The sequence below is a fragment of the Pseudomonas sp. UBA7500 genome, assembly GCF_002478435.1.
GTDB lineage: Bacteria > Pseudomonadota > Gammaproteobacteria > Pseudomonadales > Pseudomonadaceae > Aquipseudomonas > Aquipseudomonas palmensis.
Genome location: NZ_DLNW01000027.1, coordinates 191,407 through 214,088, shown reverse-complemented (window position 1 = coordinate 214,088; position 22,682 = coordinate 191,407). Strand labels below are relative to the sequence as shown.

22 protein-coding genes are annotated in these 22,682 nt (G+C 64.6%); 7 read left to right on the top strand and 15 right to left on the bottom strand.

Annotated elements, in window-relative coordinates; all coding sequences use genetic code 11:
- Window positions 1-10 precede the first annotated feature (10 nt).
- Together B4I46_RS12860 and B4I46_RS12855 are read left to right on the top strand one after the other, a co-directional pair.
- Window positions 11-418 carry an NUDIX hydrolase gene (locus B4I46_RS12860; RefSeq protein ID WP_043861997.1) on the top strand — a complete coding sequence of 136 codons (408 nt, stop codon included), beginning with the start codon at window positions 11-13 and terminating at the stop codon, window positions 416-418.
- Entirely contained in the window at window positions 415-1,053 is a 639-nt protein-coding gene (locus B4I46_RS12855; RefSeq protein WP_054914755.1) for a LysE family translocator, read from the top strand. Before B4I46_RS12860 ends, B4I46_RS12855 begins: the two co-directional genes overlap by 4 nt.
- Window positions 1,054-1,071: 18 nt before the next feature.
- Here the strand turns inward: B4I46_RS12855 and metR are convergent, their stop codons facing one another.
- Complete coding sequence (gene metR / locus B4I46_RS12850; RefSeq protein ID WP_043861995.1) at window positions 1,072-1,989, bottom strand: transcriptional regulator MetR; 918 nt, start codon at window positions 1,987-1,989, stop codon at window positions 1,072-1,074.
- Window positions 1,990-2,169: 180 nt separating this feature from the next.
- Between metR and B4I46_RS12845 the strand changes: the two genes are divergently transcribed.
- A complete protein-coding gene (locus tag B4I46_RS12845; protein ID WP_078480586.1) occupies window positions 2,170-3,162 on the top strand; it encodes an alpha/beta fold hydrolase in 993 nt (330 codons plus the stop codon).
- Here the strand turns inward: B4I46_RS12845 and B4I46_RS12840 are convergent.
- The 11 genes from B4I46_RS12840 to B4I46_RS12790 all read right to left on the bottom strand — a co-directional run bounded on the left by B4I46_RS12840 (window position 3,159) and on the right by B4I46_RS12790 (window position 15,351).
- Window positions 3,159-3,485, bottom strand: coding sequence for a GlpM family protein (locus tag B4I46_RS12840; protein WP_173925076.1), 327 nt, complete (start codon window positions 3,483-3,485; stop codon window positions 3,159-3,161). The two genes, B4I46_RS12845 and B4I46_RS12840, sit on opposite strands and share 4 nt — an antisense overlap.
- Window positions 3,486-3,506: 21 nt before the next feature.
- On the bottom strand, window positions 3,507-4,832 hold the full coding sequence (locus B4I46_RS12835; protein ID WP_043861992.1) for a sigma-54-dependent transcriptional regulator: 1,326 nt from the start codon (window positions 4,830-4,832) through the stop codon (window positions 3,507-3,509).
- Complete coding sequence (locus B4I46_RS12830; protein ID WP_043861991.1) at window positions 4,829-6,736, bottom strand: sensor histidine kinase; 1,908 nt, start codon at window positions 6,734-6,736, stop codon at window positions 4,829-4,831. The genes B4I46_RS12835 and B4I46_RS12830 overlap by 4 nt, the downstream gene beginning before the upstream one ends.
- Window positions 6,737-6,802: 66 nt before the next feature.
- Window positions 6,803-7,537 (bottom strand): amino acid ABC transporter ATP-binding protein, encoded by a 735-nt coding sequence (locus tag B4I46_RS12825; RefSeq protein ID WP_043861990.1) that lies wholly within the window; start codon window positions 7,535-7,537, stop codon window positions 6,803-6,805.
- Window positions 7,534-8,205: an ABC transporter permease subunit gene (locus B4I46_RS12820; RefSeq protein WP_043861989.1), complete on the bottom strand. Its 672-nt coding sequence runs from the start codon at window positions 8,203-8,205 to the stop codon at window positions 7,534-7,536. Before B4I46_RS12820 ends, B4I46_RS12825 begins: the two co-directional genes overlap by 4 nt.
- Complete coding sequence (locus B4I46_RS12815) at window positions 8,205-8,951, bottom strand: amino acid ABC transporter permease (RefSeq protein WP_043861988.1); 747 nt, start codon at window positions 8,949-8,951, stop codon at window positions 8,205-8,207. Before B4I46_RS12815 ends, B4I46_RS12820 begins: the two co-directional genes overlap by 1 nt.
- Window positions 8,952-9,050: 99 nt before the next feature.
- Entirely contained in the window at window positions 9,051-9,965 is a 915-nt protein-coding gene (locus B4I46_RS12810; protein WP_043861987.1) for a glutamate/aspartate ABC transporter substrate-binding protein, read from the bottom strand.
- A gap of 339 nt (window positions 9,966-10,304) precedes the next feature.
- Entirely contained in the window at window positions 10,305-11,843 is a 1,539-nt protein-coding gene (gene glpD / locus B4I46_RS12805; RefSeq protein WP_286900515.1) for a glycerol-3-phosphate dehydrogenase, read from the bottom strand.
- Window positions 11,844-12,015: 172 nt separating this feature from the next.
- Window positions 12,016-12,771: a DeoR/GlpR family transcriptional regulator gene (locus tag B4I46_RS12800; RefSeq protein ID WP_286900513.1), complete on the bottom strand. Its 756-nt coding sequence runs from the start codon at window positions 12,769-12,771 to the stop codon at window positions 12,016-12,018.
- Window positions 12,772-12,933: 162 nt separating this feature from the next.
- A complete protein-coding gene (glpK, locus tag B4I46_RS12795) occupies window positions 12,934-14,433 on the bottom strand; it encodes a glycerol kinase GlpK (protein ID WP_043861984.1) in 1,500 nt (499 codons plus the stop codon).
- A 66-nt stretch (window positions 14,434-14,499) separates the two neighbouring features.
- On the bottom strand, window positions 14,500-15,351 hold the full coding sequence (locus tag B4I46_RS12790) for an MIP/aquaporin family protein (protein ID WP_043861983.1): 852 nt from the start codon (window positions 15,349-15,351) through the stop codon (window positions 14,500-14,502).
- A gap of 302 nt (window positions 15,352-15,653) precedes the next feature.
- Between B4I46_RS12790 and ybaK the strand changes: the two genes are divergently transcribed.
- Together ybaK and B4I46_RS12780 are read left to right on the top strand one after the other, a co-directional pair.
- Window positions 15,654-16,124, top strand: a complete 471-nt coding sequence (gene ybaK / locus B4I46_RS12785; RefSeq protein WP_286900509.1) for a Cys-tRNA(Pro) deacylase — start codon at window positions 15,654-15,656, stop codon at window positions 16,122-16,124.
- Between the two features lie 92 nt (window positions 16,125-16,216).
- Window positions 16,217-16,996, top strand: a complete 780-nt coding sequence (locus tag B4I46_RS12780) for a PhzF family phenazine biosynthesis protein (RefSeq protein ID WP_058540964.1) — start codon at window positions 16,217-16,219, stop codon at window positions 16,994-16,996.
- Window positions 16,997-17,078: 82 nt separating this feature from the next.
- Here B4I46_RS12780 and B4I46_RS12775 read toward each other — a convergent pair whose 3' ends face one another.
- The gene (locus tag B4I46_RS12775; RefSeq protein WP_043861980.1) at window positions 17,079-18,188 is read right to left on the bottom strand and encodes an ABC transporter ATP-binding protein; all 1,110 of its coding nucleotides are present in this window, start codon (window positions 18,186-18,188) and stop codon (window positions 17,079-17,081) included.
- Window positions 18,185-19,105 (bottom strand): ornithine carbamoyltransferase, encoded by a 921-nt coding sequence (argF, locus tag B4I46_RS12770; protein WP_043861979.1) that lies wholly within the window; start codon window positions 19,103-19,105, stop codon window positions 18,185-18,187. Before argF ends, B4I46_RS12775 begins: the two co-directional genes overlap by 4 nt.
- A 390-nt stretch (window positions 19,106-19,495) precedes the next feature.
- On the opposite strand from argF, the gene B4I46_RS12765 reads away from it, so the two are divergent.
- Window positions 19,496-21,604, top strand: coding sequence for a molybdopterin oxidoreductase family protein (locus B4I46_RS12765; RefSeq protein WP_286900505.1), 2,109 nt, complete (start codon window positions 19,496-19,498; stop codon window positions 21,602-21,604).
- 92 nt (window positions 21,605-21,696) lie between these two features.
- Window positions 21,697-22,032: a Grx4 family monothiol glutaredoxin gene (gene grxD, locus B4I46_RS12760; protein WP_038999109.1), complete on the top strand. Its 336-nt coding sequence runs from the start codon at window positions 21,697-21,699 to the stop codon at window positions 22,030-22,032.
- A gap of 140 nt (window positions 22,033-22,172) precedes the next feature.
- Here grxD and bfr read toward each other — a convergent pair whose 3' ends face one another.
- On the bottom strand, window positions 22,173-22,643 hold the full coding sequence (bfr, locus tag B4I46_RS12755) for a bacterioferritin (protein WP_043861977.1): 471 nt from the start codon (window positions 22,641-22,643) through the stop codon (window positions 22,173-22,175).
- Window positions 22,644-22,682: the final 39 nt, after the last annotated feature.

Here is a 22,682-nt window from a genome sequence, read left to right as displayed (position 1 = left end):
GCCGCCTACCATGAGCAAAACCATCCGTATCGCCGCTGCCCTGTTGCTCGATGCTCAGGGCCGTACCCTGTTGGTACGCAAGCGCGGCACCCTGGCCTTCATGCAGCCTGGCGGCAAGATCGAACCCCACGAGCAACCCGTCGATGCCCTGGCCCGCGAGCTGTTCGAAGAACTGGGCCTGCGCATCGACCCGCAGCAGGCGCAGTACCTGGGCCAGTTCAGCGCACCGGCGGCCAACGAGCCGGGTTTCGAAGTGCAGGCCGAGCTGTTTCAGTTGCACACCGACCTGACGCTTGAACCCGCAGCGGAAATCGAGGAAGCCTGCTGGGTCGACGCCCACCAGGTGGATCACCTCGAACTGGCGCCGCTGACCCGCGACCTGATCCTGCCGCTGCACCTGCAACGGGCCGCGCAATGATCCCGCTGCACGAATGGCTGCTGTTCAGCGGCGCCGCGCTGCTGATGGTACTGACCCCCGGGCCGAACATGATCTACCTGATCTCGCGCTCGATCTGCCAGGGCCGCATGGCCGGCGTGACGTCGCTGATCGGTGTGGTGGGCGGGTTTCTGGTGCACATGACGGCCGCAGCTGTGGGCCTCACCGCGTTGTTCATGGCCGTGCCGCTGGGTTACGACCTGCTGCGCTGGGCCGGTGCCGGCTACTTGCTGTGGATGGCCTGGCAGGCGGTCAAGCCGGGTGCGCGCTCGCCGTTCGAGCCCCGTGAGCTGGCCCCGGATTCACCGGCGCGGCTGGTGACGATGGGGTTTCTGACCAGCGTGCTGAACCCAAAGGTGGCGGTGTTCTACCTGTCGGTGCTGCCGCAGTTCATTTCGCCCGAGCACGGCTCGGTGCTGGCGCAGAGCCTGACCCTGGGCCTGACCCAGATCGGCGTGAGCTTCACCGTGAACCTGCTGATCGCACTGTTCGCCGCCGGCCTGTCGGCCTGGTTCGCGCGCTACCCGCTGTGGCTGATGTTGCAGCGCTACGTGATGGGCTTTGTGCTGGCGGCCCTTGCGCTGCGCCTGGTGCAGGAACAACGCAAACTGGCTTGATGCTTGCCGCTTGAACCTTCAGCGCACCGCACTGACCCCATCCAGGGTTGAGAACGAGGTGTCCTTGGCGGTCAGCAGAAAGTCGCGCATATACGGTGCATCGAGCATGTCGCTGCGCACTGCGGCGTACAGCGTGGCGAACAGGCCCTTTTCACCCAGGCGCTTGCCCTTCACGTAGCCGCGCGAGCTGTACTCGTGCAGGGCCCAGTGCGGCATGCCGCACACCCCGCGTCCGCTGGCCACCAACTGCATCATCATCACCGTCAGCTCGGCGGTGCGCACCTGCCCGGGCTCGATGTCGGCAGGCTCCAGAAAGCGCGTGAAGATGTCCAGGCGGTCGCGTTCCACCGGGTAGGTGATCAGGGTTTCCGTGGCCAGGTCCTGCGGCACCACGTAGGGCCTGGAGGCCAGTACGTGCTGGTTGGCCACCGCCAGCATCGCCTCGTAGGTGAACAGCGGCACGTAGGTGATACCGGTCAGCTCCAGCGGGTCGGAGGTCACCACCAGGTCCAGGTCGCCACGGGCCAGGGCCGGCAGCGGGGCGAAGGCGAAGCCCGAGGCCAGGTCCAGCTCCACCTCTGGCCAGGCATCGCGGAACTGGTCGATGGTGGGCATCAGCCACTGGAAGCAGCTGTGGCACTCGATGGCCATGTGCAGGCGCCCGGCGGTGCCGCCGGCCAGGCGCGCAATGTCCCGTTCGGCGCCGCGCAGCAGCGGCAGGGTGGCATCGGCCAGTTGCAGCAGGCGCAGGCCGGCGCTGGTGAAGCGGATCGGCTTGGTCTTGCGGGTGAACAGCTGCATGCCCAGGCGTTCTTCGAGTTCCTTGAACTGGTGGGACAACGCCGACTGGGTCAGGTGCAGGCGCTCGGCGGCCTCCACCAGGCTGTCGGCTTCGCGCAGGGCGTGCAGGGTCTTGAGGTGGCGAATTTCCAGCACCAGGGTGCTCCATGAACAGAATTTGATGGATGAGACAATTCGTTGAGTTTGTCTCATGTTGACGATGCTGTCGACCGCCCGGCAGTTGTCATCAAACGGTCACCGATCTGTGGCAGCGCGCCGGCATGAACTTCATCAGACTCGCGCTTTACTGGCGAACTGCACTCTGGTGTTTCTTTCATGCGGGCAATCCTGTTTCTGGTGGCGCTGTGCAGCGCCTTTTCTTCGTTCGCGGCGCCTCGCTGCGACATCACTTCAGGTATCCGATACGCCGAGGCGGGGCCGGTCAGCCTGGCCTATCAGAGCATCGGGCGTGACAGCGACCCGGCCCTGCTGCTGGTCATGGGCCTGGGCGGCCAGTTGATCCACTGGCCCGACGAGGTGGTACTTGCGCTGTGCCAGCAGGGCTTCAGGGTGATCCGCTACGACAACCGCGACGTCGGCCTGTCGCGCTGGAACCAGCCCCCCGCCCAGGCCAATCTGACGGTCGAGGCGCTGCGCTACCGGCTCGGCCTGCCGGTGGCGGCGCCCTACAGCCTGAGCGACATGGCCGCTGATGGCCTGGCGCTGATGGATGCGCTGCACGCGCAGCGCTTTCATGTGCTGGGGGTGAGCATGGGTGGAATGATTGCCCAGCACCTGGCGGCGATGGCGCCCGAGCGGGTCGAGAGCCTGACCCTGATCATGTCCAGTTCGGGGGCGCAGGGGCTGCCGGCGCCTGCGCCGGCGCTGGTTCGGCAGTTGGCCCGGCGCGGTGCGCCGAATCGCCAGGTGGCCCTGGAGCAGCAGGCCGACTTGCTGGCCGCGCTGGGCAGCCCGCAGGTGCAGGATGATCGCCAGGCCCTGTTGCAGCAGGCCGCCACTGCCTACGACCGGGCCTTCAACCCCGAAGGCGTGCAGCGCCAGGTCATGGCCATACTTGCCGAGCCCAGCCGTGTCGAGCTGCTCGACAACCTGCGAGTCCCGGCCCTGGTGGTGCACGGCACGGCCGACCCGCTGTTGCCGGTGATGCACGGCGTGCACCTGGCCGCGCACATCCAGGGCAGCCAGCTACGCCTGATACCGGGCCTGGCGCACCGCTTCCAGGAGCCGTTCAAGGCCCCGCTGCTGGCGGCGGTACTGCCTTACCTGAAGGCGCACCGCGAAGAGCTGGGCCATCTGGCCCAACGCTAGTGCAGGCGCACCCATACGCTGACCAGCACGGTGGCGGCGATCAGCCAGGCCACCGCCGCCAGCGCCAGTGACAGCTCCAGGCGCAGGCGGTCGACCAGCACGTACAGCGCGGCCAGGTACACGAAGTAGGGGATGATCGACCACATGCCGAACACGATGGTGGCCTTCAGGTCCTCCAGCGAGCGGCCCTTGCCGATGATGTAGTGGGCAATCAGGGCAAAGGTGGGAAACAGCGGCACCAGCCCGGCCACGTAGTAATTGCGGGTCTTGGCCAGGGCCGCGATGATCAGCACCACCACGGCGCCCAGGCAGGCCTTGAGAATCATGTCCATCGAAACGCTCGCTCAGGCCAGGCCGTATTTTTTGACTTTGTCGAACAGGGTGGTCTTGGCCATGCCCAGCTCCTGGCTGGCCTGGCTGAGGTTGCCGCCGGTGCGCTGCAGGGCGTCGCTGAGCAGGTTGCGCTCGAAGGCCTCGACCGCCTCGGCAAAGCCCAGGCTCTGCGCCACATTGGCGCCGGCCTTCTTGAACGCCGGCAGGCCCAGGGCGTGGCGCTCGGCCACGTTGCGCAGCTCGCGCACGTTGCCCGGCCAGTCATGGGCCATCAGGCGCGACAGGGTCTGGCTGTCCAGCGGCGGTGCCTCGCGGTCGAAGCGCAGGGCCGACTGCTGCAGGAAGTGCTCGAACAGTTGCAGGATGTCTTCGCGGCGCTCGCGCAGCGGCGGCAGTTCCAGGGTCACCACGTTGAGGCGGTAGTACAGGTCGCTGCGAAACTGGCCGGTCTGGCCGAGGGCATCCAGGTCCGACTTGGTGGCGGCGATCACCCGGCAATCCACCGCAATGCTCTGGTTCGAACCCAGGCGCTCCAGGGTGCGCTCCTGCAACACGCGCAGCAGCTTGATCTGCAGGTTGAGCGGCATGCTCTCGACTTCGTCGAGAAACAGCGTGCCGCCGTTGGCGTGCTCGATCTTGCCGATGCGGCGCTTGCCGGCACCCGTGAAGGCGTTGGCCTCGTGGCCGAAGATTTCGGTCTCGAACAGGTTCTCCGGCAGGCCGCCGCAGTTCAACGCCACGAAGGGCTGGCTCTGGCGCCGGCTGAAGTCGTGCAGGCAGCGCGCGACCAGCTCCTTGCCGGTGCCGGTCTCGCCCTCGATCAGCACGTTGGCCGAGGTATCGGCGACGTTGGCGATCAGCTCGCGCAGGTTCTGCATGGCCGGCGAGCGGCCGATGATGCGCCCCTCCAGGGTGCTGCGCTCGGCCAGCTGGCGGCGCAGCGAGAACACTTCGCGGGCCAGGCCGCGCTGTTCCAGCGCCCGGCGCACCACATCCACCAGGCGCTCCGGCGAGAAGGGCTTTTCCATGAAGTCGTAGGCGCCGTTGCGCATGGCGCCCACGGCCATGTCGATGTCGCCGTGGCCGGTGATCAGCACCACCGGCAGGCTCTTGTCGCGGGCCTTGAGGCGGCTGAGCAGTTCCAGGCCATCGATGCCCGGCAGGCGGATATCGCTGACCACGATGCCGGCGAAATCATCGCCGATGCGCTCCAGTGCCTGTTCGGCACTGCCGACGCCTTCGCAGGCGATATCTTCCAGGGCCAGCGCCTGCTGGCACCCGAGCAACACATGCGGATCGTCTTCGACGATCAGGACGGTAAGGGGCGATGGGGTCATAGGGACTCGGCAGGTTCAGTGGGGGCATCGACCAGCGGCAGGCTGAGCACGAACGCGGTACCGCCGCTGGCGGGGTGTTCGACGTTCAGGGTACCGCCGGCTGCAGCGGCGAGGCTGGCCGACAGGGTCAGGCCCAGGCCCAGGCCGTGCTCGCCCGGTTTGGTGGTGAAAAACGGTTCGAACAGGTGCTTGCGCGCTTCATCGTCGATGCCATGGCCGTTGTCGCGCACGCGCAGGCGGTACTTGTCGCCCACCAGCTCGCCTTCGAGCCAGAGTTGCGGCAGCGGCACCGCGGCCATGGCATCCAGGGCGTTGCCGATCAGGTTGACCAGGATCTGCTCCAGGCGGGTCTGGTCGATGGTCAGTTGCTGGTCGGCGTACTCGAGGTGCAGTTTCAGGTGGCAGCCCTCGATGCGCGCATTGAGCAGTTGCAGGGCGGCGGTCACGGCCTTTTCCAGCGAGGCCTGGCCACGGTCGTCGCCGCGCCGGGCGAACGAGCGCAGGCTGGCGGTGATACGGCCCATGCGGTCGATCAGTTCGTTCATGGTCAGCAGGTTGGCGCTGGCGGTTTCCAGCGCACCGCGCTGCAGAAAGCGCACGGTGTTGCCCGACAGGGTGCGCAGCGCCGCCAGCGGCTGGTTCAGCTCATGGGCGATGCTGGTCGACATCTGCCCGATGGCCGCCAGCTTGCCGGCCTGCACCAGTTCGTCCTGGGCATGGCGCAGGGTCTGCTCGGCGTGCCGGCGTTCGCGGATCTGGCCCTTGAGGCGTTCGTTGCTGGCACGCAGGTCGGCGGTGCGCTCGGCAATCTTGCGTTCGAGCTGGTTGTTGGCTTCTTCCAGCGCCTCGCGGGCGGCCAGGCGGGTGGCGATAACCTTGCGCCGCTCGTTCCAGGCTATCAGCAGGATCGCCAGCAGGGCGAAGGCCACGGCCACCAGCACGCCCTGGATCATCGATTCGTGGCGCAGGTCCTGCAGCGGGGTCAGCAGGGTGAAGTGCCAGGGCGTGTCGCTCAGGCGCCGTGTCTGGGCCAGGTAGGTGACCTTGCGGTTGCTGTCGCCCAGTTCGGCATTGGCCGGAAAGGTCAGCTTCTCGACCCCGTCGGCGAGCTTCTCGCGCGCCAGCGGCTGCAGTTCGTTGAGCGGGAACCAGTAGTACTGCAGGCTGCGCGCCAGGCGCTCCTTGATTTCCGGGGTCAGCGGGCGCACCGACTTCAGCCGCCGCGCCGGGTCGCTGGAGAGGATGATGATGCCGTTCTCGTCGCTGACGAAGGCTTCCAGGCGGGCTCGCTGCCAGCGCTCTTCGAGGGCTTCCAGGCGCACCTTGATCACCGCCACGCCGATGATCTTGCCGTGTTCTTCCAGGCCATGGGCCAGGTAGTAGCCAGGTTCGCCGGTGGTGCTGCCGATGCCGTAGAAGCGCCCGGGTTGGCCGCGCACGGCATTCTGGAAATAGGCACGGAACGAGAGGTCTTCCCCCAGATAGCTGTCGACGTCGCGCCAGTTGCTGGTGGCCTGCACCCGGCCGGTGGTGTCGAGCACATAGATGGCGCGGCTGCGGCTGCGCCGGTTGAGCCCTTCGAGGTATTCGTTGACCGCCTGGCGCTGGTCGCCATCGGTGGAGTTCAGCAGGCTGGAGACGCTGTCTTCGAGTTCCAGCAGGCTGGGCAGGTAGGTGTACTTGCTGATCTCGCTCTCGACCGCGCGGGCATGCAGTTCAAGCTGACGCTCGCCGGTCTCGCTGAGGGTGCGGATGCCGTTGTGCTCGCTGATCAGGTAGCCGATCACACCCAGGCCGATCATCAGCAGCAGGACCAGTGGGGGCAGGAACAGGTGGCGGATCAGGCGAGGTTTCACGGCAAGGTCAGGCTTGGCTGGGCGAAAGAGCGTGGGATCGCATTTCATCACAGTGGCCTTGTCACGACCAGCGCCCTCTGCCCGGCGTGGGCCGGGCAGGGGCACCGGGCGGCATCAGTGCTGCAGGATCTTGCTGAGGAAGTGCTGGGTACGCTCGTCGCGCACGCTCTGGTCACCGAAGAACTCTTCCTTGGTGCAGTCTTCGATGATGTTGCCCTTGTCCATGAAGATCACCCGGTTGGCCACTTTGCGCGCAAAGCCCATTTCGTGGGTCACGCACATCATGGTCATGCCTTCGTGGGCCAGTTGCACCATCACGTCGAGTACCTCGCTGACCATTTCCGGGTCCAGGGCTGAGGTGGGTTCGTCGAACAGCATCACGATCGGATCCATGGCCAGGGCGCGGGCGATGGCCACGCGCTGCTGCTGGCCGCCGGAGAGCTGGCCGGGGTGCTTGTGCGCATGGGCCGACAGGCCGACGCGCTCAAGCAGTTGCAGGCCCTTCTTGGTGGCTTCTTCCTTGCTGCGGCCCAGCACCTTGATCTGCGCGATGGTCAGGTTCTCGGTGATGGTCAGGTGCGGGAACAGTTCGAAGTGCTGGAACACCATGCCGACCCGCGAGCGCAGCTTGGGCAGGTTGGTCTTGGGGTCGGCGATCGAGGTGCCGTCGACCACGATGTCGCCCTTCTGGAACGGTTCCAGCGCGTTGACGCACTTGATCAGGGTGGACTTGCCCGAGCCAGACGGCCCGCACACCACCACCACTTCGCCTTTCTTGACCTCGGTGCTGCAGTCGGTCAGAACCTGGAAATCGCCGTACCACTTGTTGACGTTCTTGATGGAAATCATACGGTTATCCTTTTCTGCAGACGCTTGACCAGGAAGGAAGCGGAGAAGCTGATGACAAAGTACACGGCGCCGGCAAACAGCAGGAACTCGTTGGAGCGCCCGATGATGTCGCCACTGGCCCGTGCCGAGTTGAGGAAGTCCACCAGGCCCACGGTGTAGACCAGCGAGGTGTCCTGGAACAGGATGATGCTCTGCTGCAGCAGCAGCGGGGTCATCTTGCGAAATGCCTGGGGCAGGATGATCAGGCGCATGGTCTGCGCGTAGTTCATGCCCAGTGCCTGGGCAGCCGCCATCTGGCCCTTGGAGATCGACTGCACGCCGGCCCGCACGATTTCGCAGAAGTACGCCGCCTCGAACATCATGAATGCCACGACGCAGGAGGTGAACGCACCCACCGGGGTGTCTTCGCCGGTGATCCAGCGCAGCACGAACGGTACCGCCAGGTAGAACCAGGTGATCACCAGCAGCAGCGGGATGGAGCGAAAGTAGTTCACGTAGGCGCCGGCCAGGCGCGACAGCAGCTTGCTCGACGACAACCGCATCAGTGCCAGCACGGTACCCAGCGCGATGCCGCCAATGATGCCCATGAGCATCAGCTGCAGGGTCATCTTCATGCCGTTCCACAGGCCCGGCAGGGCTGGCACGATTCCACTGAAATCCATGTCCATTATTTACCCCCCACGGAGATCAGGCCCGGCACCGCGACTTTCTTCTCGACCAGGCGCATCAGCAGCATCAGCCCCATGTTCAGGGTGAAGTAGATCAGCGTGGCCAGGGTGAAGGCCTCGAACAGGTTGGCCGAGAACTCGGCGGTCTGCTTGGTCTGTGCCAGCAGCTCCATCAGGCCGATCAGCGACGCCACCGAGGAGTTCTTGAACACGTTCAGGAATTCGGAGGTAAGCGGCGGAATGATGATCCGGTAGGCTTGCGGCAGCAGCACGTTGTTGTAGATCTGCGGCAGGCTGAAGCCCATGGCGCGGGCAGCGGCTTCCTGGCCACGTGGCAGTGCCTGGATGCCGGTGCGCACCTGCTCGCACACCCGTGCAGCGGTGAACAGCCCCAGGCAGATGACCACGCTGATCAGCGCCGAGGTGGTCGGGTTGAGGTCCTGCTTGTACCACTCCTGCAGGCCTTCGGGCAGCAGGTCGGGTACCAGGAAGTACCAGATGAACAGCTGCACCAGCAGCGGCACATTGCGAAACAGTTCCACGTAGCACGTGGCGATACCCGACACCAGACGGTTCGGTACGGTACGCATGACGCCGAGCACCGAGCCCAGCAGCAGCGCAATGATCCAGGCGGCAACGGCGATCAGGATGGTCCAGCCCAGGCCGGTGATATACCAGTCCAGGTAGGTCTCGCTGCCAACGCCGGTGGACTTGAAAAAAACGCCCCAGTCCCAGTTGTAATTCATCGGGGTCTCCCCTCAGATCGGTTGTTTCACGGGCACCTTCGAGCATCCGGGGGCGCTGGGCGCCCTCGGATGAAAGGTTAGACACTAACTAGCTGGGGGTCAGGACTTCTTTTCGTCTGCAGCTTTGTCGGTAGGATTGGCGATCAGCGCCTTGAGCTCGTCGCTCATGGGGAACATCAGGTTCAGGCCTTTAGGCGGGATTGGCTGGTTGAACCACTTGTCGTAGATCTTGTTGATCTCACCCGACTTGTACAGGGCGACGATGGCGTCATCGACCGCTTTCTTGAACGGGGCGTCGCCCTTGCGCACCATGCAGCCGTAGATTTCATAGGACTGCGGGGTACCGGTCACGGCCCAGTCGGTCGGCTTCTTGGCCTTGGCCATTTCGCCGGCGAGCAGGGCGTCGTCCATCATGAAGGCCACGGCGCGGCCGGACTCGAGCATCTGGAACGACTCGCCGTGGTCCTTGGCGGAGATGACGTTCATCTTCATCTGCTTGTCGGCGTTCATCGACTTGAGGATGCGCTCGGATGTGGTACCGGCGGTGGTCACCACGTTCTTGCCGGCCAGGTCCGGGAAGTCCTTGTAGGAGGAGTCCTTTTTGGACAGCAGGCGGGTACCGATCTCGAAGATGCCGACCGAGAAGTCGACCTGTTGCTGGCGCTCGAGGTTGTTGGTGGTGGAACCGCACTCGACGTCAACGGTGCCGTTCTGCACCAGCGGGATGCGGGTCTGCGAGGTGACCAGGTTGTATTTGACCTTCAGGTCCGGCTTGTTCAGGTCCTTTTTCAGGGCCTCGACGATAGCCAGCTGGATGTCGTGGGAGTAACCGACGGGTTTGCCCGAAGCGTCGGCGATGTAGGAGAACGGGATGGAAGCGTCGCGGTGCCCCAGGGTAATGGTGCCCGAGTCGTTGATTTTCTTCAGGGTGCCGGTCAGTTCGGCGGCAAGGGCCGGCGTGCTGATCAAAGCGGTCGCCATGGCGGCGCCCAACAGATGGGGAACGATACGCATCAAATTTTCCTCGACGTTGTTTTTCTTATTGAGCCGTTGGCGGGCTCTTTCGTTCAGCGAACACAGCAATGAAGCGGTTGCGCATTCGGGTACTGAGTGTAGAGCATGACTCATGCCAAACTCTGATTTTGATCATAACCCCATGCAAATAGCGGCGGCGGGCATTTTTTGCCGGGGTATGGCGGGGGAGGGATGTCCGGGTTTCCGATTAAGGGCCAATGGCTCGTTCGGGAAACCGAACAGATAGTCCTTTGTTGGCCTCATCGCGGGTCAAGCCCGCTCCCACTGGTTTGGTGAGCTTGTGGGAGCGGGCTTGACCCTCGATGCGATTTGGCGGTGTCAGGCCGCCTGAATACGCCCGCGGCTCAGTTCTACCCGTTGCAGGTAAACCCGCAGAGCCTGTTGTTCGGCCGGGCTGGTGAAAAGCCCCAGCTTGGTGCGCCGCAGCAGGATATCGTCGGCGCTGACCGCCCATTCCTCGCTGCACAGGTAATCCACCTCGCGGGTGAACAACCCGCCACCAATCGCATCACCCAGGTCGTCCGGGCCCTGGACGCCCTCGAGCAGGCGCCATACGCGGCTGCCGTAGGTCAGCGCCCAGCGCTTGGCGATATCCGCTGGCAGCCAGCCGAAGCGCGCGAGAATCTCGTCGCACAGCGCCTGCGGCGTGGTCATCTGTTCACCGCCCGGCAGGCTGGAGGTGGCGGTCCAGCTACCGGTCATCTGGGTGAAGTACGGCGCCAGCTCGGCCATGGCCGACTCGGCCAGCTTGCGGTAGGTGGTCAGCTTGCCGCCGAACACCGACAGCAGCGGCGCCTCGCCGGCAGACGCCGACAGGGCCAGGGTGTAGTCGCGGGTGACCGCCGAGGGGTTGTCCGACTCGTCGTTGCACAACGGGCGCACACCGGAGTAGGTGCTGAGGATGTCGGCGCGGCCCAGCTGGTGGTTGAAGTGCGCGTTCACAACCTTGAGCAGGTAGTCGGTCTCGGCCTCGGTGATGCTCACCTGGGCCGGGTCGCCGCTGTACTCGCGGTCGGTGGTGCCGATCAGGGTGAAGCGCTCCAGGTACGGGATGGCGAACACGATGCGCTGGTCTTCGTTCTGCAGGATGTAGGCATGCTCGCCCTCGTACAGCCGGGGCACGATCAGGTGGCTGCCCTGAATCAGGCGAATGCCGTAGGGCGCCTCCAGCTTGAGGTCGTCCTTGATGAGCCTGGCCACCCACGGGCCGGCCGCGTTCACCAGGGCGCGGGCCTGGATGGTCTGCTGGCTGCCGTCGGGGCGTTCGAGCTGCACGTTCCACAGCTTGCCCACGCGCCGTGCGCTGACGCAGCGGGTACGGGTGAGGATGTGCGCACCCAGCTCACGCGCGGCCATGGCGTTGAGCACCACCAGGCGGGCGTCGTCCACTGCGCAGTCGGCGTATTCGAAACCGCGGGTGATGGCCGGCTTGAGCGGGTTGCCCGGGCCGAAGCGCAGGCTGCGCGAGGCGCCCAGCTGCTTGCGCTTGCCCAGATGGTCATACAGGAACAGGCCGGCGCGGATCATCCACGCTGGACGCAGGTGCGGCTGGTGCGGCAGCACGAAGCGCATCGGCTTGACGATATGCGGCGCCTTGGCCAGCAGCACTTCGCGTTCTGCCAGCGCTTCGCGCACCAGGCGGAACTCGTAGTGCTCCAGATAGCGCAGGCCACCGTGGATCAGCTTGCTGCTGGCCGAGGACGTATGGCTGGCCAGGTCGTCCTTCTCGCAGAGCAGTACCGACAGGCCGCGCCCGGCCGCATCGGTGGCGATACCGACGCCGTTGATGCCGCCACCGATCACGGCAACGTCGTAGATTTCGGCAAGGGCGGGCGATGGCGAGCTGGACTGGGACACGAGGCGGCCTCTGGTTTCTATCGAATATGAACATTAATGTTCGTTTGCGAAAATGGTAGCGCAACAAAATGGCGCCCGCCAGTCGCTTTCAATAGAAAATACTGATCGGATGACAAATAAATGAAAAATTATGAACATTCGAGCGGCCCCCGTTGCGAGGGCCGCGATGGCGCTACACCACGTCCAGGCGGATCTTGTGCTGGTTGAGCAACTGGGCGAGGGCGGCGACGGGGGGCTGGTCGGTCACCAGGCAGTCGATCAGGCTGATCGAGCCCAGGCGCACCATGGCGTTGCGCCCGAACTTGCTGGAGTCGGCGGCGAGGATCACCTGGCGCGCATTGGCGATGATGGCCTGGGACACGCGCACTTCCTGGTAATCGAAGTCGAGCAGGCTGCCGTCCTCATCGATGCCGCTGATGCCGACCAGGGCGAAGTCGACCTTGAACTGGTTGATGAAGTCGACGCTGGCCTGGCCGACCACACCGCCATCGCGGCGCACGTTGCCGCCGGCCAGCAGTACTTCGAAATCGTCCTTGGCGCTGAGGATGGAGGCCACATGCAGGTTGTTGGTGATGATCTTCAGGTGGTTGTGGTTGAGCAGGGCGCGGGCGATGGACTCGGTGGTGGTGCCGATGTTGATGAACAGCGAGGCGTGATCGGGGATCTGCGTGGCGATGGCTTCGGCGATACGCTGCTTTTCGTCGCGCATCTGGTCGGCACGCATGGCGTAGGCGGTGTTCTCGATGCTCGAATCATAGGCCGCGCCACCGTGATAGCGGCGCAGCAGGTTCACTTCGGCCAGCTGGTTGATGTCACGGCGGATGGTTTGCGGGGTTACAACGAACAGCTGCGCCATTTCCTCGATACTGACATAGCCGCGTTCGCGGACCAGCTCGAGAATTTGTTGTTGGCGAGGGGGCAGATTCATGGGCGGTCCTTTTGGGCTGCCGGGCAAATCTGCATGATGCCGCAGGATGGGGGCGGGGGCCAGCGCGGGGCTGGCTGAAACGATCCTGTGGGCGCCTCGCCAGCAAGGCTGGTGCCTACAGTGTAGGAGTCAGCCTTGCTGGCGAAGAGGCCTGCGCAGGTTTTATTCCTCGTGCGGTTCCCAGTCGCGGGTACGGTCCACTGCCTTCAGCCAGCCGGCGTACAGCTTCTCTTTCTGCGCCTCCTCCAACTGCGGAGTGAACTCGCGCTCGATGATGGCCTTGCCGCGCAGCTCGTCCAGCCCGCTCCAGAAGCCACATGCCAGGCCGGCCAGGTAGGCGGCGCCGAGCGCAGTGGTTTCGCGCATCTGCGGGCGTTCCACGCAGGTGCCGAGAATGTCGGCCTGGAACTGCATCAGGAAGTTGTTGGCCACCGCGCCACCGTCCACCCGCAGTGCGCTCAGGCGCTCGCCGCAATCCTGCTGCATGGCGTCGAGCACGTCGCGGGTCTGATAGGCGATCGACTCCAGCGCGGCGCGGATGATGTGGTCGACCTTGACCCCGCGGGTCAGGCCGAACAGGGCGCCGCGCGCGTACGGGTCCCAGTACGGCGCACCCAGGCCGGTGAATGCCGGCACCAGGTACACGCCGTTGCTGTCCTTGACCTTGCTGGCGAAGTACTCGGTGTCGTGGGCGTCGTTGACGATCTTCAGCTCGTCACGCAGCCACTGCACGGTCGAGCCGCCGTTGAACACCGCGCCTTCCAGGGCATAGGCCACTTCGCCGCGGGGGCCGCAGGCAATGGTGGTGAGCAGGCCATGGGACGACTGCACGGCCTTGTCGCCGGTGTTCATCAGCAGGAAGCAGCCGGTGCCATAGGTGTTCTTGGCCTGGCCCGGCTCCACGCACATCTGGCCGAACAGCGCAGCCTGCTGGTCGCCGGCGATGCCGGCAATGGCGATGCCGCTCTTGGTGTGGCCGTACACCTCTGACGACGAGCGTACCTGGGGCAGCATCTGCTTCGGGATGCCCAGCACCTGCAGCATCTTCTCGTCCCATTCCAGGGTGTGGATGTTGAACATCAGGGTGCGCGAGGCGTTGGTGTAGTCGGTGACATGCACCTTGCCGCCGGAGAACTTCCAGATCAGCCAGGTATCCACGGTGCCGAACAGCAGCTCGCCGCGTTCGGCGCGTTCACGCACGCCGTCGACGTTGTCCAGGATCCACTTGAGCTTGGTGCCCGAGAAGTACGGGTCGGTGACCAGGCCGGTGGTTTCGCGAATGTAGTCCGCGTGGCCGTCACGCTTGAGCTGCTCGCAGATCTCGGTGCTGCGTCGGCACTGCCAGACGATGGCGTTGTACACCGGGCGACCGGTTTCGCGGTCCCACACCACGGTGGTCTCGCGCTGGTTGGTGATGCCGATGGCCGCCACCTGGTCGTGGCTCAGGCCCGCCTGGGCCAGTGCTTCGACCATGGTCGCGCTCTGGGTGGCGAAGATCTCCATCGGGTCGTGCTCGACCCAGCCGGCCTGGGGGTAATGCTGGGCGAACTCGCGCTGCGAGGTGCCGACCACGTTGGCGTCACGGTCGAAGATGATCGCGCGTGAACTGGTCGTGCCCTGGTCCAGGGCAATGATGTAGTGCTTGTTCGGGGTGTCGGTCATGGTGTGGGCCTTGCACTCGAAAAGGTGGAAGTCGGGGCAGGGCGAGCCTGGCTCGCCGGTTCGGCATCAGGAGGCCTGGGTCTTGCCCCGAGCGTTGTCGTCGGTCTGGGCGTTCGCGCCATCTGCCGTGGGCAAGTTGCGCGCGATCACGCCGCGATACAGGGCGGCACCCACGCTTGCACCTATGATCGGCGCAATGATGGGAACCAGGAAATAGGGAATGTCACGTGCGCCAGTAAAGGCCACGTTGCCCCAGCCGGCCAGGAAGGTCATGAGCTTGGGGCCGAAGTCGCGCGCCGGGTTCATCGCAAAGCCGGTCAGCGGGCCCATGGCACTGCCGATCACCGCGATCAGCAGGCCGATCAGCAGTGGTGCCAGTGCGCCGCGGGGCAGGCCGTTGCTGTCGTCGGCAAGGGCCATGATCACCGCCATCAGGATGGCCGTGATCACGGCCTCCACCAGAAATGCCTGGCCGGTGGACAGCAACGGGTGCGGATAGGTGGAGAACACCGAGGCCAGCTCCAGGCTGGCGGTGCTGCCGCGCACCATGGCGTGGGTCTGTTCGTAATCGAAGAACAGGTTGCTGTACAGGGTGTATACCAGCGCCGCGCCGCAGAAGGCACCGGCCACCTGGGCGACGATGTAGAACGGCAGCTTGCGCTTTTCGAAGCCGCTGAACAGGCTCAGGGCGATGCTCACGGCCGGGTTCAGGTGTGCACCCGACACCCCGGCGGTGAAGTAGATCGCCATGCTGACCCCCACGCCCCAGATGATGCTGATTTCCCACAGGCCGAAGCTGGCGCCCGCGACCTTGAGTGCCGCGACGCAGCCGGTACCGAAAAAGATGAGCAATGCGGTGCCGAGGAATTCGGCCATGCATTGGGCAGACAGCGTTGGTTGTCGTAGAGCAGTCGTCATTCGTGACCTCGGTTCTTGTTGTTGTGAGGCGCGTGTGCGCTCGACAAAAACCCGAGCAGAATCCCCATTCTGGTCGGGTTGACGGCAGAACTGCACGGTATTGGGGCAGTTCGATATTCAGAATCGAAAAAATATAGACAAGAAACGCTGATGTCAAAGGTCGAAAGTGAACTGCCATTCATATTCTGACTGCCGGTGGCTCAGGTGGTGTCGGTGGCAACCGGGCGGGTAATGGTTGGCTCCGGCGTTTTGCCCTAAAGTAGCCAGCGACTGGAGACCGATCACCCTGCCTGGAGCCCTGCATGACCCCCGCCCTGGATTTGCTCAAGAAAGCCCGCGCCGAACACCGCATCCACAGTTATGAACACGACCCCAAGGCGGTTTCCTACGGCCTGGAAGCCGCCGAGAAGCTCAACCTGGAGCCAGCGCGGGTGTTCAAGACGCTGCTGGCCAGCACCGAGAAGGGCGAGTTGCTGGTGGCGGTGGTGCCGGTGGTGGGCAGCCTGGACCTCAAGGCCCTGGCCCATGCGGCGGGCGCAAAGAAGTGCGAAATGGCCGACCCGATGGCCGCACAGCGTTCCACCGGGTACCTGGTGGGCGGGATCAGCCCGCTGGGGCAGAAGAAGCGCCTGCGCACCTTCATCGATGCTTCGGCGCAGCAGTTCGAAACCATTCATGTCAGCGCCGGGCGGCGCGGGCTCGAGGTGGAACTGGCGGCGGCGGTGCTGGCCGAGCACACCCGGGGCAGCTTTGCGGCGATCGGCCGCGAGTAGCATCTGTATCCTCCAAATCCGGCCATTCTGTATATGGAAGCGCGAGCGCCCGGGCAGGCATGCTCGCTGCCTTCCCATGCAGGAGCCAACCCATGCAGCTTGAATTTCACCAGGTCGATGCCTTCAGTTCCCAACCCTTCAGCGGCAACCCGGCGATGGTGTATCGCCTGGAGCAATGGCTGCCCGATGAACTGATGCAAAAAATTGCGGCCGAGCACAACCTGGCCGAAACCGCATTCGTCGTGCGCGAGGCGCAGCGCTGGCGCATCCGCTGGTTCACGCCCTCCACCGAAGTGCCGCTGTGCGGGCATGCGACCCTGGCCAGCGCGCATGTGCTGTTCGAGGTGTATGGGGAAGATGCCGAGTGCCTGGCGTTCGACAGCCGTTCGGGGCCGCTGACCGTGAGCCGCGAGGCGGGGCGCCTGGTGCTGGACTTCCCGCGCTACGACCCGCAGCCGCTGGCCGAGCTGCCGCCGGTGGCGCAGGCGCTGGGGTGCCCGGTGGTCGAGGTGTGGCAGACCAATGAACTGTTCGTGGTGCTCGAAAGCGAACAGGCGGTGCGGGATTGTCGCCCTGACATGGCGGCGCTGGTGCCGTTGCCGGGGCTGGGCGTGATTGTCACGGCGCCAGGGCGCGAGCATGATTTTGTGTCGCGCTATTTTGCGCCGGGGATCGGTATCCCTGAAGACCCGGTGACCGGCTCCACGCACTGCTCGCTGATCCCTTACTGGGCGCAGCGCCTGGGCAAGGATGAGCTGCACGCGGTGCAGTGTTCCGCGCGGGGCGGGGAGCTGTTCTGCCGCCTGGAGGGGGCGCGGGTGAAGATTGGCGGGTATGCGACGCGGGTGGCGAGCGGGACGTTGTTCCTCTAGCGGCCCTTTTCGCCAGCAAGGCTGGCTCCTACAGTAGGCCAGGCAATTTCCTGTAGGAGCCAGCCTTGCTGGCGAAGCGTTATCAGAGCGCCGCGCTGTAGCGTCGCACGCCGTTCTCCGCCACCGGCAGTTGTGCCGGCACCGTGCCGGCCACCGGGAACAGCACCAGGTGGTCCGCCGCCACTTCTATGCCCACCTCGCCGCCGACCTGATGGTCGATATGGCTCGGGAAGATCGCTTCGAGCTGGCTGCCGGTACCCAGTTGCAGGCGGTACAGGGTGGACGCACCGAGGAAGCTCTTGCCGACGATGCTTGCCTTCAAGGCACTGTGGGGCGCATGCACGATGTCGTCCGGGCGCAGCAGCACATCCACCGCGCTGCCCTGGGGCAGGGTGTAGGCCCGATTGCCGCGCAGCTCGCCCAGTTCGGTCTGCACCGATTCGGGGCTGGTCAGCTGGCCACGGATGAAATAGCCCTGGCCGATAAAGCTGGCCACGAACGGCGTGAACGGTTCGTGGTAGAGGTTGTACGGGGTGTCCCACTGCTCCAGGCGGCCTTCCTTGAACACGCCCACATGGTCGCTGACGGCAAAGGCCTCTTCCTGGTCATGGGTGACCAGGATCGCGCTGGTGCCGCGACTCTTGAGGATGTCACGCACCTCATGACTGAGGCGTCGGCGCAGTTCCACGTCGAGGTTGGAGAATGGCTCGTCCAGCAGCAGCAGTTGCGGCTCGGGTGCCAGGGCACGGGCCAGGGCCACACGCTGTTGCTGGCCGCCGGACAGCTCGTGCGGGTAGCGCCCGCCAAGCTTGTCCAGCTTCACCAGCTCGAGCATTTCATCGACCACCTGGCGCTGGCGGGGGTGCTTGCCGATGCCGAACGCGATGTTCTCGGCCACGGTCAGGTGCGGGAACAGCGCGTAGTCCTGAAACACCATGCCGATGCGGCGCTTCTCCGGGGCCAGGGTGAAGCCGGCCTTGGAGATGACTTCGCCCGCCAGGCTGATCTCGCCCTCGTGCACCGGCTCGAAACCGGCGATGGCGCGCAGCGTGGTGGTCTTGCCGCACCCCGAGGAACCCAGCAGGCAACCGATGTCGCCGGCGTTGAGGTGCAGGTTGAGGTTCTGGACGATGCGCTGCTCGCCATAGCCGCAGGCGAGGTCGCGCAGGTTAAGCAGTAGAGGTTGACTCATGCGTGGTGATAGGCCGGTTCGACAAGATATTCGAGAAGCGCCTTCTGTGCATGCAAGCGGTTTTCGGCCTGGTCCCAGGCGACCGAACGGGGGTCGTCGAGCAGGTCCAGGCTGATTTCCTCGCCACGGTGGGCGGGCAGGCAGTGCATGAACAGGGCATCCGCAGCCGCCAGGTCGAGCAGTTCGCGGTTGACCTGGTAAGGCGCAAACAGCGCCAGGCGCCGTGCAGTTTCCTCCTCCTGGCCCATGGAAGTCCAGACATCGGTGCTCACCAGGTGTGCACCGCGCACGGCGTCCTTGGGGTCGCGCACGATCTGCACGCGCTCGCCGGCCTGGGCCACGAACGCCGGGTTGGGCTCATAGCCCTCAGGGCAGGCGATGCGCAGCTGGAAGTCGAACTGGATGGCCGCTTCTATATAGCTGTTGCACATGTTGTTGCCATCGCCCACCCAGGCCACGGTCTTGCCCTGGATCGAGCCGCGGTGTTCGAGGAAAGTCTGCATGTCGGCCAGCAGCTGGCACGGGTGCAGGTCGTCGGACAGGCCGTTGATCACCGGTACCCGCGAATTGGCGGCGAACTCGGTGAGCGTGCTGTGGGCAAATGTACGGATCATCACCGCGTCGAGCATGCGCGACATGACGATGGCGCAGTCACCGATCGGCTCGCCACGGCCCAGCTGGGTGTCGCGTGGCGACAGGAAGATGGCCTGGCCACCGAGCTGGATCATGCCGGCTTCGAACGACAGCCGGGTACGCGTGGACGACTTTTCGAAAATCATGCCCAGCACGCGGTTTTTCAGGGGTTCGAAGAGTACGCCGCGGTTACGCAGGTCCTTCAGCTCGATCCCTCGGCGGATCACACTGACCAGTTCTTCGGCGGTGAAATCCATCAGGGAGAGAAAGTGCCTAGCGCTCATCATTGACTACCTTTTTGCAACAGACCGCAGATCATCAAAAGCCGGTTTTCGAAAACAACGGAAGTGACCTGCGGCGAAAGCCGCACGGGGCGACGAAATAGGGAAAGGCGCAATACTATAATTAAATGTCGCGTCTTACCAAGTGGGGGCTGCGAACTCGACGTTGCCGAATGTGTTGCAAGCCGTTGGGTGACGCTTTTTATTGGGCCGGACAGGCTTTGTACACTGCCCGCCGAGGCCTTTGCAACGCATGCGCGGTACAGGTGCCAGCGCGCCGCGACCATCGCCTTGCCTGATGCCGGGCGATTCACGCCACGAACGTCACTGGCGAGGGGGGCGGGGCAGGGCCATAGTCGAGGTCGCTAATCAGACCCACAACAAGAGGCGGCCATGAGCAAAAGCGTGCATCACCGTGCCTGTCATCTGTGCGAAGCCATCTGCGGCCTGACCCTGGAAGTGGCCCATGAGCCTGGGCAGGCGCCGCGCATCACGTCGATCAAGGGCGATGCGCTGGACACCTTCAGCCGTGGCCATATCTGTCCCAAGGCCGTTGCGTTGCAGGACATCCAGAACGATCCGGACCGCCTGCGTACTCCCATGCGCCGCATCGGCGAGCAATGGCAGGCCATCGGCTGGGACGAGGCGTTCGCGCTGGCCGCCCGGAAGCTCTGGGCCCTGCAGCAGCGCCATGGTCAGAACGCGGTGGCGGTGTACCAGGGCAACCCCAGCGTGCACAACTACGGCCTGATGACCCACAGCAACTATTTCCTGGGCCTGCTCAAGACGCGCAACCGCTTTTCCGCGACCTCGGTCGACCAGTTGCCGCAGCACCTGACCAGCTACCTGATGTACGGCCATGGCCTGCTGTTGCCGATTGCGGACATCGACCATACCGACTTCATGCTGATTCTGGGCGGCAACCCCTTGGCTTCCAACGGCAGCATCATGACTGTGCCCGATGTCGAAAAGCGCCTCAAGGCCCTGCAGGCACGGGGCGGCAAGCTGGTGGTGGTCGACCCGCGGCGCAGCGAGACCGCGGCCATGGCCGACCAACACCTGTTCGTGCGCCCAGGCGCTGATGCGGCGCTGCTGTGCGGGCTGCTCAACACCCTGTTCGAGGAAGGCCTGAGCCGTACCACGCACCTGCCGGTGGCCGGGCTGGACGCGGTGCGCGAGGCAATCGCGCCGTTCACAGCCGAAGCCATGGGCCCGCGCTGTGGTATCGAGGCCGAGCAGATCCGCCAGTTGGCCCGCGACTTCGCCGCCGCCGACAAGGCCGTGTGCTATGGGCGCATGGGTATCTCGACCCAGGCTTTCGGCACCCTGTGCCATTGGCTGGTGCAGATGATCAACCTGGTCAGTGGCAATCTGGATCGGGTCGGCGGCGCCTTGTGCACCCAGCCGGCAGTGGACCTGGTGGCCAGTACCAGCGGCGGGCATTTCAACGCCTGGCAGAGCCGTGTGTCGGGCCTGCCCGAGTACGCAGGCGAGCTGCCGGTGGCGGCACTGGCCGAAGAGATGCTGTGCGAGGGCGAAGGGCAGGTGCGTGCACTCGTCACCGTGGCCGGCAACCCGGTGCTCTCCACGCCCAATGGGCGGCAGCTGGAGCAGGCGCTGCAAGGGCTGGAGTTCATGCTCAGCATCGACCTGTACATCAACGAGACCACGCGCCATGCCGACCTGATCCTGCCGTCCACCTCGGCGCTGGAGAACGATCACTACGACACCACCTTCAACCTGCTGGCGGTGCGCAACGTCAGCCGCTTCAACCGGGCGATCCTGCCCAAGCCCGAAGGCGCGCTGCACGACTGGGAGATCTTCGTCGGCCTGGCCAAGGCCTTCGCGGCACTGGCCGACAAGCCGCTCAAACCGACCCTGACACCCGCGCAGATGATCGACCTGGGCTTGCGCGGCGGGCCCCATGGCCAGGGCAGCGCGTTCGACCTGTCGCTGCACACCCTCGAGCGCTATCCCCACGGTATCGACCTGGGGCCGTTGCAGCCCAACCTCGGTGCACGGCTGAAAACTGCCAGCCAGTATGTCGAGGCCGCGCCCGCGGTGATCCTGGCCGACCTTCAGCGCTTCGCCGCGCAAGCTTTGCCCCAGGCCACGCAACTGGTGCTGATCGGGCGTCGGCATGTGCGCAGCAACAACTCCTGGATGCACAACTACCATCGCCTGGTGAAGGGCAAGCCGCGCCACCAGCTGCTGATGCATCCCGACGACCTGGCCGGCCGGCAGTTGCAGGACGGCCAGCGGGTGCGTGTCAGCTCGCGCGTGGGCAGCATCGAGGTGGAGGTGCTCGCCAGCACCGATATGATGCCCGGCGTGGTCAGCCTGCCACACGGCTTCGGCCATGGGCGGCCAGGCATGCGCCTGGGCATCGCTCAGGCGCAAGCAGGGGCCAGTGCCAACGATCTGACCGACGAGCGTCAGCGCGACGCGGTATCGGGCAATGCGGCGCTCAACGGGGTGGTGGTAGAGGTGGTTGCGGCCTGATATCGGCAAGGCCGAGCGTCACGCTCGGCTTTCCGATACAATGCGTCACCGTGCCGACAACCAGGTCGGAAAGTTCAGCCGCGAGGTGCTTCATGGATATTATCGAAACAATCAAAGAGCAGATTGCCAACAACACCATTCTGCTTTACATGAAAGGCTCGCCGAATGCCCCGCAGTGCGGCTTTTCGGCCAAGGCGGCGCAAGCCGTGATGGGTTGTGGCGAGAAGTTCGCTTACGTGGATATCCTGCAGAACCCGGAAATCCGCGCCAACCTGCCCAAGTACGCCAACTGGCCGACCTTCCCGCAACTGTGGGTGGGCGGTGAGCTGGTCGGCGGCAGCGATATCATGGCCGAGATGTTTGCCAACGGCGAGCTGCAGACCCTGATCAAGGACGCCGCTGCCAAGGCCGAGGCGGCCAAGGCCTGAATCCGGTTCTGCACTGAAGAGCCCCGCATCTGCGGGGCTTTTTTGTGCCTGCCTGGGCCCGGTGGCCGGCAAGGCCGGTTACCTCAGGCGAAAAAAAGCCCCGTACAGGCGGGGCTTTGGTTGCAGCCGGTTGGGCGTGACTACTCGCCCATCTGCGACTGCAGGTAGTTTTCCAGGCTGACCTTGTCGATCAGGCTCAACTGGGTTTCCAGCCAGTCGATATGCTCTTCCTCGGCCTCGAGGATGTCTTCGAGCAGTTCGCGGCTGCCGAAGTCGCCCACGGTCTCGCAATGCGCAATCGCCGCCTTCAGGTCGATCAGGCCTTTCTGCTCCAGGCGCAGGTCGCACTCGAGCATTTCCTTGGTGTGTTCGCCAATCAGCAGCTTGCCCAGGTCCTGGACGTTGGGAATACCTTCGAGAAACAGGATGCGCTTGATCAGTTTGTCAGCGTGTTTCATCTCGTCGATGGATTCTTTGTATTCGTGCTTGCCGAGCTTTTCCAGACCCCAGTCTTCGTACATGCGCGCATGCAGGAAGTATTGGTTGATTGCGACCAGCTCGTTTCCGAGGATCTTGTTGAGATGCTGGATGACGCTAACGTCGCCTTTCATGATGGGGTCCTGCCCTGCGTAAGTGTGTCGATAAGCACG

What these genes read in the sequence shown, in the direction of transcription:
- B4I46_RS12860 (WP_043861997.1), top strand. Translation starts at nt 11, where the DNA reads ATGAGCAAAACCATCCGTATCGCCGCTGCCCTGTTGCTCGATGCTCAG.
- B4I46_RS12855 (WP_054914755.1), top strand. Translation starts at nt 415, where the DNA reads ATGATCCCGCTGCACGAATGGCTGCTGTTCAGCGGCGCCGCGCTGCTG.
- B4I46_RS12845 (WP_078480586.1), top strand. Translation starts at nt 2,170, where the DNA reads ATGCGGGCAATCCTGTTTCTGGTGGCGCTGTGCAGCGCCTTTTCTTCG.
- B4I46_RS12835 (WP_043861992.1), bottom strand. Translation starts at nt 4,832, where the DNA reads ATGACCCCATCGCCCCTTACCGTCCTGATCGTCGAAGACGATCCGCAT.
- B4I46_RS12830 (WP_043861991.1), bottom strand. Translation starts at nt 6,736, where the DNA reads ATGAAATGCGATCCCACGCTCTTTCGCCCAGCCAAGCCTGACCTTGCC.
- B4I46_RS12825 (WP_043861990.1), bottom strand. Translation starts at nt 7,537, where the DNA reads ATGATTTCCATCAAGAACGTCAACAAGTGGTACGGCGATTTCCAGGTT.
- B4I46_RS12820 (WP_043861989.1), bottom strand. Translation starts at nt 8,205, where the DNA reads ATGGACATGGATTTCAGTGGAATCGTGCCAGCCCTGCCGGGCCTGTGG.
- B4I46_RS12815 (WP_043861988.1), bottom strand. Translation starts at nt 8,951, where the DNA reads ATGAATTACAACTGGGACTGGGGCGTTTTTTTCAAGTCCACCGGCGTT.
- B4I46_RS12810 (WP_043861987.1), bottom strand. Translation starts at nt 9,965, where the DNA reads ATGCGTATCGTTCCCCATCTGTTGGGCGCCGCCATGGCGACCGCTTTG.
- B4I46_RS12800 (WP_286900513.1), bottom strand. Translation starts at nt 12,771, where the DNA reads ATGAATCTGCCCCCTCGCCAACAACAAATTCTCGAGCTGGTCCGCGAA.
- glpK (WP_043861984.1), bottom strand. Translation starts at nt 14,433, where the DNA reads ATGACCGACACCCCGAACAAGCACTACATCATTGCCCTGGACCAGGGC.
- B4I46_RS12790 (WP_043861983.1), bottom strand. Translation starts at nt 15,351, where the DNA reads ATGACGACTGCTCTACGACAACCAACGCTGTCTGCCCAATGCATGGCC.
- ybaK (WP_286900509.1), top strand. Translation starts at nt 15,654, where the DNA reads ATGACCCCCGCCCTGGATTTGCTCAAGAAAGCCCGCGCCGAACACCGC.
- B4I46_RS12780 (WP_058540964.1), top strand. Translation starts at nt 16,217, where the DNA reads ATGCAGCTTGAATTTCACCAGGTCGATGCCTTCAGTTCCCAACCCTTC.
- B4I46_RS12775 (WP_043861980.1), bottom strand. Translation starts at nt 18,188, where the DNA reads ATGAGTCAACCTCTACTGCTTAACCTGCGCGACCTCGCCTGCGGCTAT.
- argF (WP_043861979.1), bottom strand. Translation starts at nt 19,105, where the DNA reads ATGAGCGCTAGGCACTTTCTCTCCCTGATGGATTTCACCGCCGAAGAA.
- B4I46_RS12765 (WP_286900505.1), top strand. Translation starts at nt 19,496, where the DNA reads ATGAGCAAAAGCGTGCATCACCGTGCCTGTCATCTGTGCGAAGCCATC.
- grxD (WP_038999109.1), top strand. Translation starts at nt 21,697, where the DNA reads ATGGATATTATCGAAACAATCAAAGAGCAGATTGCCAACAACACCATT.
- bfr (WP_043861977.1), bottom strand. Translation starts at nt 22,643, where the DNA reads ATGAAAGGCGACGTTAGCGTCATCCAGCATCTCAACAAGATCCTCGGA.